The 13,956-nt window shown below is 70.4% G+C and carries 13 protein-coding genes; 4 read left to right on the forward strand and 9 right to left on the reverse strand.

What is annotated here, in order from left to right; all coding sequences use genetic code 11:
- Together HMPREF0591_RS26835 and HMPREF0591_RS26840 are read right to left on the reverse strand one after the other, a co-directional pair.
- The coding region (locus HMPREF0591_RS26835) for a primosomal protein N' family DNA-binding protein (protein ID WP_482805250.1) at positions 1–303 on the reverse strand (303 nt) is incomplete at its 3' end.
- 120 nt (positions 304–423) lie between these two features.
- On the reverse strand, positions 424–1,158 hold the full coding sequence (locus tag HMPREF0591_RS26840; RefSeq protein WP_040624145.1) for a lysoplasmalogenase: 735 nt from the start codon (positions 1,156–1,158) through the stop codon (positions 424–426).
- On the opposite strand from HMPREF0591_RS26840, the gene HMPREF0591_RS26845 reads away from it, so the two are divergent.
- Genes HMPREF0591_RS26845 through HMPREF0591_RS26855 form a run of 3 tightly spaced genes read left to right on the forward strand, consistent with a single transcriptional unit; the run spans position 1,157 to position 4,613 of the window.
- Complete coding sequence (locus tag HMPREF0591_RS26845; protein ID WP_007171920.1) at positions 1,157–2,131, forward strand: alpha/beta hydrolase; 975 nt, start codon at positions 1,157–1,159, stop codon at positions 2,129–2,131. The genes HMPREF0591_RS26840 and HMPREF0591_RS26845 overlap by 2 nt on opposite strands.
- Before the next feature lie 22 nt (positions 2,132–2,153).
- Complete coding sequence (locus HMPREF0591_RS26850; RefSeq protein WP_007171921.1) at positions 2,154–3,119, forward strand: alpha/beta hydrolase; 966 nt, start codon at positions 2,154–2,156, stop codon at positions 3,117–3,119.
- Between the two features lie 9 nt (positions 3,120–3,128).
- Positions 3,129–4,613: a flavin-containing monooxygenase gene (locus tag HMPREF0591_RS26855; protein WP_007171922.1), complete on the forward strand. Its 1,485-nt coding sequence runs from the start codon at positions 3,129–3,131 to the stop codon at positions 4,611–4,613.
- A 27-nt stretch (positions 4,614–4,640) separates the two neighbouring features.
- Here the strand turns inward: HMPREF0591_RS26855 and metK are convergent, their stop codons facing one another.
- The 5 genes from metK to mihF all read right to left on the reverse strand — a co-directional run bounded on the left by metK (position 4,641) and on the right by mihF (position 8,668).
- Positions 4,641–5,852: a methionine adenosyltransferase gene (metK, locus tag HMPREF0591_RS26860; protein WP_007171923.1), complete on the reverse strand. Its 1,212-nt coding sequence runs from the start codon at positions 5,850–5,852 to the stop codon at positions 4,641–4,643.
- Between the two features lie 97 nt (positions 5,853–5,949).
- Positions 5,950–7,212: a bifunctional phosphopantothenoylcysteine decarboxylase/phosphopantothenate--cysteine ligase CoaBC gene (coaBC, locus tag HMPREF0591_RS26865; RefSeq protein ID WP_007171924.1), complete on the reverse strand. Its 1,263-nt coding sequence runs from the start codon at positions 7,210–7,212 to the stop codon at positions 5,950–5,952.
- A 21-nt stretch (positions 7,213–7,233) separates the two neighbouring features.
- Positions 7,234–7,560 carry a DNA-directed RNA polymerase subunit omega gene (gene rpoZ / locus HMPREF0591_RS26870; RefSeq protein ID WP_007171925.1) on the reverse strand — a complete coding sequence of 109 codons (327 nt, stop codon included), beginning with the start codon at positions 7,558–7,560 and terminating at the stop codon, positions 7,234–7,236.
- A 75-nt stretch (positions 7,561–7,635) separates the two neighbouring features.
- Positions 7,636–8,304: a guanylate kinase gene (gmk, locus tag HMPREF0591_RS26875; RefSeq protein WP_083212398.1), complete on the reverse strand. Its 669-nt coding sequence runs from the start codon at positions 8,302–8,304 to the stop codon at positions 7,636–7,638.
- Positions 8,305–8,353: 49 nt separating this feature from the next.
- Positions 8,354–8,668, reverse strand: a complete 315-nt coding sequence (gene mihF / locus HMPREF0591_RS26880) for an integration host factor, actinobacterial type (protein ID WP_007171927.1) — start codon at positions 8,666–8,668, stop codon at positions 8,354–8,356.
- Between the two features lie 464 nt (positions 8,669–9,132).
- On the opposite strand from mihF, the gene HMPREF0591_RS26885 reads away from it, so the two are divergent.
- Positions 9,133–9,555 carry a TOBE domain-containing protein gene (locus HMPREF0591_RS26885; RefSeq protein WP_007171928.1) on the forward strand — a complete coding sequence of 141 codons (423 nt, stop codon included), beginning with the start codon at positions 9,133–9,135 and terminating at the stop codon, positions 9,553–9,555.
- Positions 9,556–9,689: 134 nt separating this feature from the next.
- Here the strand turns inward: HMPREF0591_RS26885 and pyrF are convergent, their stop codons facing one another.
- Together pyrF and carB are read right to left on the reverse strand one after the other, a co-directional pair.
- On the reverse strand, positions 9,690–10,517 hold the full coding sequence (gene pyrF, locus HMPREF0591_RS26890) for an orotidine-5'-phosphate decarboxylase (protein WP_007171929.1): 828 nt from the start codon (positions 10,515–10,517) through the stop codon (positions 9,690–9,692).
- Positions 10,514–13,867: a carbamoyl-phosphate synthase large subunit gene (gene carB / locus HMPREF0591_RS26895; protein WP_040624149.1), complete on the reverse strand. Its 3,354-nt coding sequence runs from the start codon at positions 13,865–13,867 to the stop codon at positions 10,514–10,516. Before carB ends, pyrF begins: the two co-directional genes overlap by 4 nt.
- Positions 13,868–13,956 lie beyond the last annotated feature (89 nt).

Raw genomic sequence — 13,956 nt, forward strand, 5'->3', positions numbered from 1 at the left:
CCGCGCGTGCCGGGCCGGCACCGCCAGGCGCAGCACATCCGGCCGCGTCCCGGCGTAGCGCGCCGCGACGGCGTCGACCAGCCGGCGGATCTCGGGCGTCAGCACCGGTTCGGCCGACACGACGCGGTCCAGCCAGCCCAGCTTGCCCGGGTGGTCGGTGTCGTTGCGCCGCTCCAGCAGGAACGCATCGACCAGCCGGCCGTGGAATCGGATCCGCACCCGGACCCCCGGCTGGGCGTCGTCGGACTGCTCGGCCGACACCAGGTAGTCGAACTCGCGGTCCAGGTGCGGCACCGAGAGCATCGGCAACACCCTGGCGATGGGTTCGACCTGAACGGGCGTGCGCGCGGCGGCGGTCACATCAGCCCCGGGGCCCGTAATGGGTTGCTGCTCAATGTCTTTACGTCCGCTTTCGAACGGCGGTCAGCTTTCGGCGGGGCCCGGGGCGCCGGCGTCGACCGGTGCCTCACGGCCGAAGAAGAACCCGGCCGTCATCAGGACCAGTGCCGCGGCGTACGACCACCAGATCGGCACCGCCAGCGCCTCGTTGCCCAGGATGAAGCGGCCGATGGCGATCAGCGAATCGGATGCCGCGAAACACACCGCCCCCACCGCCGTCCAGATCGTCGGTAGCTGCGCCACCAGTGCGGCGCACACCATCGCGGTCAGCACCACGATGTAAAACGTCACCGGCAGCGTCAGCTTGCCCAGGCGCGGCCAGAACCACGCCAGCAACCCCGCGGTGGCGAGGCACATGGCGACCACGGCGGCGATGCGCGGCTTCGGGGGGCGCCTGGCGGCCAGGGGCACCAGCGCACCCAGGAAACACAAGTGCGCCAACAGGAATGCGGCCAGTCCCACCACGAAAGACTGCGTCCACCAGGGGATCGCCAGCGCCCAGTCGCCGGTGGCCGAGAGCAGCAGCGCCGGCATCAGCCACCGCCGCTCGCGGACGACCGCGTGGCCCGCGGCGGCGGCCGTCAACAGCAACGCCATCGACGCCTTGAACAGCGGCTGCAGCACCCAGTGCCCGGTCAGCTCGGTCCCCGGCGGCGAGCCCAGCGCCAGCACGGTCAGGTAGACGCCGTAAGCCAGGGCCGCCCAGCCGGCGACCACCCAGCCGCCGAACACCAGCCGCGGTGCGTACGGTACGTCCATGCCCAGCTTGGACAACACCGCCGACGAAAAGCCCGCTATCGACCCCATCCTGCAGAAGGTACTGGATGCGGTTCCCTTCCGGCTATCCACCGAGGACGGCGTCGATGCGGCGCGGCAGCGGTTTCGCGACCTCCCCCGCCGGCCGCTGCATCCCGAGCTGCGCGTCGAGGACCGGGCCATCCCCGGCCCGGCGGGGTCGATCGCCGTCCGGATCTATTGGCCGCCAATCGATTCCGGGACCAGCACGGGCAGCACCGCGCCACCAGTCGTGCTGTATTTCCACGGCGGCGGCTTCGTGGTGGGCGACCTCGACAGCTACGACGGCACCGCGCGCCAGCACGCGGCGGGCGCCGACGCCATCGTGGTGTCCGTCGACTACCGGCTGGCGCCGGAGCACCCCTACCCCGCCGCCGTCGAAGACGCTTGGGCCGCAACGCTTTGGGTCGCAGGGCACGCCGCCGAACTGGGCGGTGACCCGAACCGGCTGGGCGTGGCCGGGGATTCGGCCGGCGGAACGATCAGCGCCGTGATGGCGCAGCGGGCACGCGACAACGGTGCGCCGCCGATCGCGTTCCAGCTGTTGTGGTATCCGTCGACGATGTGGGACGCGTCGCTGCCGTCCTTCACCGAAAACGCCGACGCGCCGATCCTCGACGTCAAGGCCGTCGCCGAGTTCTCCCGTTGGTACGCGGGCGAAGTCGACTTGTCCGCACCGCCGCCGGGCATGGCGCCGGGGCGGGCGCACGACGTGTCCGGCCTGCCGCCGGCCTACATCGCCGTCGCGGGCTACGACCCGCTGCGCGACGACGGAATCCGGTACGGCGAACGGCTGGCCGACGCCGGTGTGACCGTCGAGGTGCACAACGCCGAGACCCTGGTGCACGGCTACCTGGGCTACGCCGCCGCGGTGCCCGCGGCCACCGCGGCGATGCAGCGCGGGCTGACGGCCCTGCGAACCGGCCTGCGCGGGTGAACCCGGAGCGTACGGTGAATCCATGACGGAGCCCACCTTCGCCCGACCGGGCATCGACCCGACGTTCAAGGCGTTGCTCGACGCCTTCCCGATGACCTTCAGCGCAGCCGACGGCGTGGAGGTCGCGCGCAAGCGGCTGCGACTGCTCCAGGTGCCCCCCGAAATGCTGCCGGACCTGCGGATCGAGGACCGCACGATCGGTCACGGGGCACTCACCGACATTCCCGTGCGCATCTACTGGCCGCCCCTGGAACCGGAGGAGGCGTTGCCCGTCGTCGTCTTCTACCACGGCGGCGGGTTCTGCCTCGGCGGCCTGGACACCCACGACCCGCTGGCGCGCGCGCACGCCGTCGGCGCCGAGGCCATCGTGGTGTCCGTCGACTACCGGCTCGCCCCCGAGCATCCGTTCCCGGCCGGGGTCGACGACGCCTGGGCGGCGTTGCAGTGGGTGGCCGCGAACGCCGCCGAGCTCGGCGGTGACCCGGGCCGGATCGCCGTCGCGGGCGACTCGGCGGGCGGCAACCTGGCCGCCGTGATGGCGCACCTGGCCAGCGCGAACGCCGGCCCCGACCTCAGCTTCCAGCTGCTGTGGTACCCGGTCGTCACCGCCGACCTGTCGCTGCCGTCGTTCACCGAGAACGCCAGCGCCCCCATCCTGGACCGTGACGTGATCGACGCCTTCCTGTCCTGGTATCTGCCCGACATCGACATCAGCGACCCCGGGGCGCTGCCCGTCACCCTCGCCCCGGCGAACGCGACGGACCTGTCCGGCCTGCCGCCCGCGTACATCGGGACCGCCGAACACGATCCGCTGCGCGACGACGGGGCGCGTTACGCCGAACTGCTGGCCGCCGCCGGCGTGCCCGCGGAATTGAGCAACGAGCCCGACCTGGTGCACGGCTACGCCAGCTTCGCCCTGGTGATTCCCGCGGCCGGTGCCGCCACCGACCGCGGGCTGGCCGCGCTGAAGAAGGCCCTGCACCCGTAGGCGGCACCGATGACCGAGACCCCCGACTTTCACACGCTGATCGTGGGCGCCGGCTTCTCCGGCATCGGCGCCGCCATCAAGCTGGACGACGCCGGCCTGCCCGACTATCTGGTCGTCGAGGCCGGCGACGGGGTCGGCGGGACGTGGCACTGGAACACCTATCCCGGTATCGCCGTGGACATCCCGTCGTTCTCCTACCAGTTCTCCTTCGAGCAGAGCCCGGACTGGTCGCGCACCTACGCGCGGGGGCGCGAGCTCAAGGCGTACGCCGAACACTGCGTCGACAAATACGGCATCCGATCGCGAATCCGGTTGAACACCAAGGTGCAAGCCGCCGAGTTCGACGACGAGCAGTCCCTGTGGCGGGTGCAGACCGACCCGGGCGGCACGGTGACCGCCCGGTTCCTGATCAGCGCCTGCGGGGTGCTCACGGTGCCCAACCAGCCCGACATCGACGGCGTGGACACGTTCGGCGGCGTGACGATGCACACCGCGCGCTGGGACCACGACCAGGACCTGAGCGGCAAGCGCGTCGCAATCATCGGCACCGGCGCCTCGGCCGTCCAGGTCATCCCCGAAATCGCGCCGATCGTCAAGCAGCTCACGGTCTTTCAGCGCACGCCGATCTGGTGCTTCCCCAAGCTCGACGTCGCGTTGCCCGCGCCGGCCCGCTGGGCGATGCGCATTCCCGGCGGCAAGGTCCTGCAGCGGCTACTGAGCCAGGCGTTCGTCGAGGTCACCTTCCCCATCTCGGCGCACTACTTCACGGTCCTGCCGCTGGCCAAGCGGATGGAGTCGGCGGGACTGGCCTATCTGCGCAAGCAGGTTCACGACCCGGCGGTGCGCGACCAACTCACCCCGCGCTACGGGGTCGGCTGCAAGCGACCCGGATTCCACAACGAGTACCTGGCCACCTTCAACCGCGACAACGTGCGGCTGGTCACCGAGCCGATCGACAAGGTCACGCGAACGGCGGTGGCCACCACCGACGGCGAAAGCCACGAGATAGACGTGCTGATCCTGGCCACCGGATTCAAGGTGATGGACCCCGACGACGTCCCGACGTTCGCGGTCACCGGAAGCGGCGGCAAATCCCTGAGCCGGTTCTGGGACGAACACCGGCTGCAGGCCTACGAGGGCGTCAGCGTGCCCGATTTTCCCAACCTGTTCACCGTGTTCGGGCCGTACGGCTATGTCGGCTCGTCGTATTTCGCGCTCATCGAGACGCAGACCCACCACATCGTGCGGTGCCTGAAACGGGCCCGGCGCGAGGGCGCGACGCGCGTCGAGGTCACCGAGGAAGCCAACGGCCGGTACTTCGCGGAGATGATGCGCCGGCGGCACCGGCAGATCTTCTGGCAGGACAGCTGCCGACTGGCGAACAGTTACTACTTCGACAAGAACGGCGACGTGCCGCTGCGCCCCACCACCACGGTGGAGGCCTACTGGCGCAGCCGGCGGTTCGACCTCGACGACTACACGTTCACCGGCTGACGCCGGTGCCGCGAGCAGACGAGGAACCTAGACGGCGCGCTTGAGCTCGTCGACCTTGTTGAGCTGCTCCCACGGCAGTTCGATGTCGGTGCGGCCGAAGTGGCCGTAAGCGGCGGTCTGCGCGTAGATCGGGCGCAACAGGTCCAGGTCGCGGATGATGGCGCCGGGCCGCAGGTCGAACACCTCGGGGACGATCTTCTCGATCTTGACCGGGTCGACCGTGGCGGTGCCGAAGGTCTCGACGAAGAGGCCGACCGGGGCGGCCTTGCCGATGGCGTAGGCCACCTGCACCTCGACCCGCTCCGCCAGCCCGGCGGCCACGATGTTCTTCGCCACCCAGCGCATCGCGTACGCCGCGGAACGGTCCACCTTGGACGGGTCCTTGCCGGAGAAGGCGCCGCCGCCGTGGCGGGCCCAGCCCCCGTAGGTGTCGACGATGATCTTGCGCCCGGTCAGCCCGGCGTCGCCCATCGGGCCGCCGACGACGAACTTGCCGGTCGGGTTGAAAAGCAACCGCGTCGACGAGGTGTCCAGCGTGTCGTGCGCGAGGTCGTCGAGCACGGTGTTGACCACCTTCTCCCGAAGGTCGGGGGTCAGCGTCCGCTCCAGGTCGATATCGGCCGCGTGCTGGGTGGAGATCACCACGGTGTCCAGCCGCACCGGGACGTTGTCCTCGTATTCGATGGTGACCTGCGTCTTGCCGTCCGGGCGCAGATACGGCAGCACGCCGTTCTTGCGGACCTCGGTCAGCCGCCGGGACAGGCGGTGGGCCAGCGCGATCGGCAGCGGCATCAGCTCGGGGGTGTCGGCGATCGCGTAGCCGAACATCAGGCCCTGGTCGCCGGCGCCCTGGGAGTCCAGCGGGTCCGCCGCGCCCTCGACGCGCGTCTCGTGGGCGGTGTCGACGCCCTGGGCGATGTCGGGCGACTGGGCGCCGATGCCGATGTTCACGCCGCACGACGCCCCGTCGAAGCCCTTGTCCGACGAGTCGTAGCCGATCTCGAGGATGCGCGCCCGGACGGTGTTGGTGATGTCGGCGAACGCTTCCTTGGCCGTCGTCGTCACCTCGCCGACGACGTGCACCTGACCGGTGGTGACCAGCGTCTCCACCGCGACACGTGAGCGGGGGTCCTGCGCCAGCAGGGCGTCGAGGACCGAGTCGCTGATCGCGTCACAGATCTTGTCGGGATGTCCCTCAGTCACCGACTCACTGGTAAACAGGCGACCCTTTTCGCTCACAGTCTCAATCCTTCCAAATAATTAGTTAACCGAATCATATCGGCTGGCATCGGGCCGGCCGGCCCCTGGCCTCGCGCCGCAGGAAAGCCGAACCGGATTACCCGCCGCCGTGCAGGAACGTGGCGATCGCATCCACGATACGACTGGCCATCAACGTCTTGGAGCCATGCTGCAGCGCGGACTCGGTGCCGTCGGACGCGAGCAGCCACCCGTCGTTGCTGTCCACCTCGAACGCCCGGCCGTCCCCCACCGCGTTGACCACCAACAGGTCGCAGCCCTTGCGGCGCAGCTTGGCGCGGGCGTGAAACAGCACATCGCCGTTGGCGTCGCCGGTTTCCGCGGCGAACCCGACGATGGCCCGCATGTTGGGCAGCTCGCCGTTGGCGCGGGCCCGCACCGCGCCGGCCAGCACGTCGTCGTTGCGGACCAGCTCGATCAGTGGCGCCGCCTCTTGATCGTTGGGACCCTTTTTGATCTTGGCGGCGGAGACCTGCGCCGGACGGAAGTCGGCGACGGCCGCGGCCATCACCAGCACGTCGGCCGCGGGTGCGTGCTTGGCGACCGCGTCGCCGAGCTGCTGCGCGGAGCTGACGTGGACCACCTCGACGCCGGCGGGGTCGATGAGCCCGGCGGTATGCCCGGCGATCAGCGTGACCTCGGCGCCGCGCTGGGCCGCGACGCGGGCCACCGCATAACCCTGCTTGCCCGAGCTGCGGTTGCCGATGAAGCGCACCGGGTCGATCGGCTCGCGGGTGCCGCCGGCGGTCACCAGCACCTTGCAGCCGGCGAGGTCGTACGGGAGCGCATCGTGGCGTTCCAGCAGCAGCTGGGCCAGCGTGGTGATCTCCTCCGCCTCGGGCAGCCGGCCCGACCCGCTGTCGGTGCCGGTGAGCCGGCCGAACGCCGGTTCCAGCACCACCGCCCCGCGGCGCCGCAGCGTCGCCACGTTGTCGACGGTGGCCGGGTGCAGCCACATCTCGGTGTGCATCGCGGGCGCGAACAGCACCGGGCACCGCGCCGTGAGCAAAGTGGCGGTCAGCAGGTCGTCGGCGCGGCCGTGCACCGCGCGGGCCAGCAGGTCCGCGGTGGCCGGCGCCACCACCACCAGGTCGGCCCGCTGGCCGAGCTGGACGTGCGGCACCTCCGGGACGTTGTCGAAGACCCCGGTGTGCACCGGCTGGCCGGAGAGCGCCTCGAACGTGGCGGCGCCGACGAACCGCAGCGCGGACTCGGTGGGGATGACACGGACGAGATGACCCGCCTCGGAGAGCTGGCGGACGACCGTGCACGCCTTGTAGGCGGCGATGCCACCGGAGACGCCGACTATGACCCTTTTCGCGACCCGATTACGGTCGTCCACAGCGCGCCCGGCCCTGCCCTGTTACTCGCCCTCGGTGTGCTCGAGCAGGTCGGCGTGGATCTCGCGCAGCGCGATCGACAGCGGCTTCTCCTGAAGCCCCGGCTCGACCAGCGGCCCGACGTATTCGAGGATGCCCTCGCCGAGCTGGTTGTAGTAGTCGTTGATCTGGCGGGCCCGCTTGGCGGCGTAGATCACCAGCGCGTACTTGCTCGACACGCGGTCCAGCAGCTCGTCGATGGGCGGGTTGGTGATGCCCAGCGGGGTGTCGTAGCCGCCGTGGCCCCCGGTCGACGGGTCGAACCGGTCGGGAACGGCGGCCAGCGCCGCGTCGGACTGCGGAATAGTCACTTAGGTCAAACTCCTCAACGTGTGAAGGCGGTCAGAGCCCCGAAACGGATTGGCTACCGCTCACAATTCGAATGCTCAATCTCGATCGGATTTGGTCTGGCCGGTCTGGCCAGGCGGGTCATGCGGACTCGGCGCAGTTCCTAGCAGCAAGGATACCAATTCGGCGCACGCAGACTCCAATTGACGGTTGACCACGACCTCGTCGAAGTCGTCCTGCGCCGCCATCTCGACGCGGGCGGTTTCGAGGCGTCGCTGCATGGCCTCCGGCGTTTCGGTGCCGCGGCCGACGAGCCTGGCCTCCAGGTCCTGCCAACTGGGCGGCGCGAGGAACACCGTGACGACCTCGGGCATGGCCCTCTTGACCGCCCTGGCGCCCGCCAGGTCGACCTCGATGAGCACCGGAATCCCGGCGGCGGTGGCGGTCCGCACCGGCTCGGCCAGGGTGCCCGACCGGTGCAGTCCGCCGTGGATCTCGGCCCACTCCAGCAGGGCGCCGTCGTCGATCAACTCCTGGAAGCGGGCCGGGGTGACGAAGTGGTAATCGACGCCGTCGACCTCACCCGGCCGCGGCGCGCGCGTCGTGGCCGAGACGGAAAAGTGCAGGTCCGGGATCCGCTCGCGCAGACACCGGACCACCGTCGACTTGCCGACCGCGGAGGGACCGGACAGCACGACCACACGCCCCTTACCTGGTGGTGCGGGACGCGTGCCGTGCTCGACGTCCGGTCCCCCGCTTGCGCTCACTGGCGCTCCTGGGCCGGTGCGCCCATAGCGCGGGTTGGCCGGGGCCGGGCTAGGAGCCGAACTTTTCCAGCAGGGCCTTGCGCTGGCGGTCGCCGAGGCCGCGCAGGCGGCGGGTGGGGGCGATCTCCAGCTCAGTCATGATTTCTTGCGCCTTGACCTTGCCCACCTTGGGCAACGCCTCGAGAAGCGCAGAAACCTTCATCTTGCCCAGGACTTCGTCGGTCTCGGCGTCCTTGAGCACCTGGGTGAGGTTGGTGCCGCCGCGCTTCAGCCGGTCCTTGAGCTCTGCTCGCGCTCGACGTGCGGCAGCAGCCTTCTCCAACGCGGCCGCGCGCTGCTCGTCGGTCAACTGGGGAAGGGCCACGATTCCTCCGTATCTGATCAATCAATTTCAATCGATCTCATTTTGTCTCGCCGGTTCTTCTGCCAGCGGAGACGACCGTACTCAGGCCTCCTGACGAAATCTAACCCGACCCCCTGGTTCGGGGGGCAAAGTCCCAGCATGCGACGGGAGTTTGGCCCTCGATTGCGCTCCGTCGCGCGCCGCCCGCGGCGCCCGCGATCGTCGCCGCCGCGGGCGGCGCGACACCTTGTCGGGCTCGAAAATATGGGCTCTGAACTGCGGTTTTATCCCAGCTCGCCGGTGTGGGCGCCGCGGCCGGGATCGCGGTGAAGGGCCGCCCCGGCGGACCGAAACTCCTCGTGCGGGGGATCACGCATTTTTCGTCGCGTGTCGCGCGTGTCGCGCCCGCGCCGCCCGGGCGGCGCGATCAGGCGCCGATTGCCGGTACGGCCCGCGGGCGATCCTTGCCGGGTTACCATCTAGCGGTGTCGAACCTGCGGATCCGTCAGGCCGCTGAGCTGCTCGGAGTCAGCGACGACACCGTCCGGCGATGGATCAACCAGGGATCGCTGACGGTCGGCCACGACGCCGCCGGCCGCAAGGTCATCGCCAGCGAGGATCTGGCCCGGTTCTCCCGGTCGAACGCGCCCGCCCCGCCGCCGGACCCGCTGAGTATCGGCAGCTCGGCGCGCAACCGGTTCGTCGGGCTGGTCACCAAGGTCACCAGCGACACGGTGATGACGCAGGTGGAGATGCAGTGCGGCCCGTTCACCGTCGTCTCGCTGATGAGCACCGAGGCCGCCGAGGAGCTGCAGCTGCGGCCCGGCAGCGTCGCCGTGGCCGTCGTGAAAGCCACCACCGTGATCGTGGAGACCTCCCGGCCCAGCACGTCGATGGCGTCGGACTGAGGCCGCGCGATGCGGGTGCGCTGACGGCTGCGCGGGTGCGCTGGCGGCGCAAAAACGGCCGGATTCGCGCCCTGAGCGCACACCGGAAGCCAAGACTTCACCCGCGAGGTGCCTGCAGGGGGCGTGCAAGCGGCCTACAGGGTGCCCAGGTACGCGACGGCGTCCAGCATCTTCTCGCCGGCCGCCCGCAGCTCCGGAATCCCCGGGCCGGCGCGCAGCACCTCGCGGGCCACCGCGGGCAGGAGCTGCGCGGGATCCGCCCCGCCGAGCCCGGCCAGCGCCTCGGGCCGTCCGCCCTGCACGCCCAGGCCCGGCACCAGCACCGGGCCGCCCAGCGCGCTGAGGTCGGGGGCCTCGAGCACCGTCGCGCCCACCACCACGCCGACGTACCCGGGCCCGGACGGCGTCGCGGACTTGTTCACCACCGCCGCCTGGTCGACGACCAGCTGGGCGACCGTGCGGCCGTCGAACGCGGCGCGCTGCACGGTCGCGCCCTCGGGGTTCGACGTGGCCGCCAGCACGAACACGCCCCGGTCGTGCGCCGCGGCGACCTCCAGCAGCGGCCGCAGCGAGCCGAACCCCAGGTACGGCGACGCGGTCACCGCGTCGGCGGCCAGCGGCGAATCCCCCGCCCAGGCGGCGGCGTACGCCGCCATCGTCGTGCCGATGTCGCCGCGCTTGGCGTCGGCCAGCACCAGGACGCCCGCCGCGCGCAGGGCCGCGATGGTGCGTTCCAGCACCGCGAACCCGGCCGCGCCGTAGGGCTCGAAGAACGCCACCTGGGGCTTGACGACCGCGAAACCGGAGAACGCCTCGACGCAGATGTCGCAGAAGGCGGCCAGCCCGTCGGCGGTGGTCGGCAGATCCCAGGCGCGCAGCAGCTCCGGATGCGGGTCGATGCCCACGCACAGCGGGCCGCGTTGCGCCTTGGCCTCGGCCAGCCGGAGGCCGAACCTCGTCACCGCGCGCCCTTGTCCGGCGCGATGAGGCTGTGCAGCTCCTGCAGCGACCGGACGCCGATGTCGCCGCGGATGCCCGCCTCGATGCCCTGGATGGCGGCGGACGCGCCCTGCACCGTGGTGACGCAGGGGATGTTGACCGACACCGCCGCCGAGCGGATCTCGTAGCCGTCGATGCGCGGGCCGGAGTTGCCGTAGGGCGTGTTGATCACCATGTCCACCTCGCCGGCCTTGATCGCGTCGACCGCCGACATCTCGGGGCGGCCGGGCTGCGGGTCCTCGAAGTGCTTGCGCACCTCGTCGCAGGGAATCCCGTTGCGGCGCAACATCTCCGCGGTGCCCTCGGTCGCCAGGACGCGAAAGCCCAGATCGGCGAGGCGCTTGACGGGGAACACCAGCGACCGCTTGTCCCGGTTGGCGACCGAGACGAAGATGGTGCCCTCGGCGGGCAGCGACCCGTAGGCCGCGGTCTGGCTCTTGGCGAAGGCGCTGCCGAAGTCCCGGTCGATCCCCATCACCTCGCCGGTCGACTTCATCTCGGGGCCCAGCAGCGAATCGATGGCGGCCCCGTCGATGCGGCGGAAGCGGTGAAACGGCAGCACCGCCTCCTTGACCGCGATCGGGGCCTGCGGCGGCGCGTGGGCGCCGTCCCCCGAGGCCGCCAGCATGCCCTCGGTGCGCAGCTGGGAGATGTTGGCGCCCAACATGATCCGGGCACACGCCTTGGCGAGCGGGATCGCGGTGGCCTTGGAGACGAACGGCACGGTGCGGCTGGCCCGCGGGTTGGCCTCGAGGACGTAGAGCACGTCGTCCTTGAGGGCGTACTGCACGTTGAGCAGCCCGATCACCCCGATCCCGTGCGCGATGGCCTCCGTCGCGCGGCGCACCTTCTCGATGTCGCTGCGGCCCAGCGTGACCGGCGGCAGCGCGCAGGCCGAGTCGCCGGAGTGGATGCCGGCCTCCTCGATGTGCTCCATGATGCCGCCGATGTAGACCTCGGCGCCGTCGCACAGCGCGTCCACGTCGATCTCCACCGCGTCCTCGAGGAAGCGGTCGACCAGGACCGGGTGTTCGGGCGAGAGTTCGGTGGCGCGGGTGATGTAGCCCTCCAGCGTCGCCTCGTCGTACACGATCTCCATGCCGCGGCCGCCCAGCACGTACGAGGGCCGCACCAGCACCGGATAGCCGATCTCGTCGGCGATCCGGCGGGCCTGCGCGAAAGTCGTTGCCATGCCGTACTTTGGCGCCGGCAGGCCGGCCCCGGCCAGCACGTCCCCGAAGGCGCCGCGGTCCTCGGCCAGGTCGATCGCCTCCGGCGGGGTGCCCACGATCGGGACCCCGGCGTCGGCGAGGCGCTGCGCCAGCCCGAGCGGGGTCTGGCCGCCCAGCTGCACGATGACGCCGACCACGCCGGGGCCGTCGCCGGCCGACTGCTGTTCGGCGCGGAACACCTCGAGAACGTCCTCGAACGTCAGCGGCTCGAAGTACAACCGGTCGGCGGTGTCGTAGTCGGTGGACACGGTCTCGGGGTTGCAGTTGACCATCACGGTCTCGAAACCGGCCTGGCTCAACGTGGTTGCCGCGTGCACGCAGCTGTAGTCGAATTCGATGCCCTGGCCGATGCGGTTGGGACCGGACCCGAGGATCAGCACCTTGGGCCGGTCGGCCTGCGGGGCCACCTCCGTCTCGGCCGCCGGGTCGAGTTCATAGCTGCTGTAGTGGTAGGGCGTCTTGGCCTCGAACTCCGCCGCACAGGTGTCCACGGTCTTGTACACCGGGTGGATGCCGAGGCGCTCGCGCAGCGAGCGCACCCCGTTCTCCCCCGCCAATTCCGGCCGCAGCGCGGCGATCTGGCGATCCGACAGCCCGCTGTGCTTGGCCCGCCGCAACAGGTCGGTGTCGAGCACCGGGGCGTCCACCAGCTCGGCGCGCAGCTCGCCGAGCTCGCCGATCTGGGCCACGAACCACGGGTCGACGCCGCTGGCCTCGGCGACCTGCTCGACCGATGCCCCCAGCCGCAGCGCCAGCTCGATGTCGTAGAGCCGGCCCTCGGTGGGGGTCTGCAGCCGGGCCAGGACCTCGTCGGCGGCCCCCTCGTCGTCGGGCTTGGTCCAGAAACCCGCGCGGGTGGTCTCCAGCGACCGCATCACCTTGCCGAGCGCCTCGATGAAGTTGCGGCCCAACGACATCGCCTCGCCGACGGACTTCATCGTGGTGGTCAGGGTGGGGTCGGCCCCGGGGAACTTCTCGAACGCGAACCGCGGCGCCTTGACGACCACGTAGTCGAGGGTGGGTTCGAAGCAGGCCGGCGTTTCCTTGGTGATGTCGTTGACGATCTCGTCGAGGCTGTACCCGATGGCCAGCTTGGCGGCGATCTTGGCGATCGGGAAGCCGGTGGCCTTGGACGCCAGCGCGCTGGACCTCGACACCCGGGGGTTCATCTCGATGACGATCAGCCGGCCGTCGCGCGGGTTGACCGCGAACTGGATGTTGCAGCCGCCGGTGTCCACCCCGACCTCGCGCAGGATCGCGATGCCCAGGTCCCGCATCCGCTGGTATTCCCGGTCGGTCAGCGTCATGGCGGGGGCGACGGTGACCGAGTCGCCGGTGTGCACGCCCATCGGGTCGAAGTTCTCGATCGAGCACACCACGACGACGTTGTCGTGGCCGTCGCGCATCAGCTCGAGCTCGAATTCCTTCCAGCCGTAGATCGATTCCTCGATCAGCACGTTGGCGCTGGGGCTTTCGGCCAGGCCCGCGCCGGCCATCCGGTCGACCTCCTCGACGGATCGCGCCATCCCCGACCCAAGCCCGCCCATGGTGAAGCTGGGCCGCACCACGACCGGCAGCCCGAGTTCCTCGACCGTCTCGCGGACCTCGTCCATGGTGAAACACACGCGGCTGCGGGCGGATTCGCCGCCGACCTTGGCGACGATGTCCTTGAACATCTGCCGGTCCTCGCCGCGCTGGATGGCGTCGATGTCCGCCCCGATGAGCTCGACACCATGGCGCTCCAGCGCCCCGTTCTCGTGCAACGCGACCGCGGTGTTGAGCGCGGTCTGACCGCCCAGCGTGGCCAGCAGCGCGTCGATCTTGTTGCCGCGCTCGGCCTGTTGGGCGATCACGCGCTCGACGAACGCCGGGGTGATGGGCTCGACGTAGGTGTGGTCGGCGTACTCCGGGTCGGTCATGATCGTGGCCGGGTTGGAGTTGATCAGGCTGACCTGCAACCCCTCGGCCCGCAACACCCGGCAGGCCTGGGTGCCGGAGTAGTCGAATTCGGCCGCCTGGCCGATGACGATCGGCCCCGAGCCGATCACCAGCACGTGGTTGAGGTCGGTGCGCCGCGGCACTAGCACCCTCCTTCTCTGGCGCGAGCGACCGCGTTTGTACACCGTTTACGGCGTGTCGCCGTACAGACGCGGTCACTCGCGGGAGATGT

The organism is Mycobacterium parascrofulaceum ATCC BAA-614, from assembly GCF_000164135.1.
Taxonomy (GTDB): domain Bacteria; phylum Actinomycetota; class Actinomycetes; order Mycobacteriales; family Mycobacteriaceae; genus Mycobacterium; species Mycobacterium parascrofulaceum.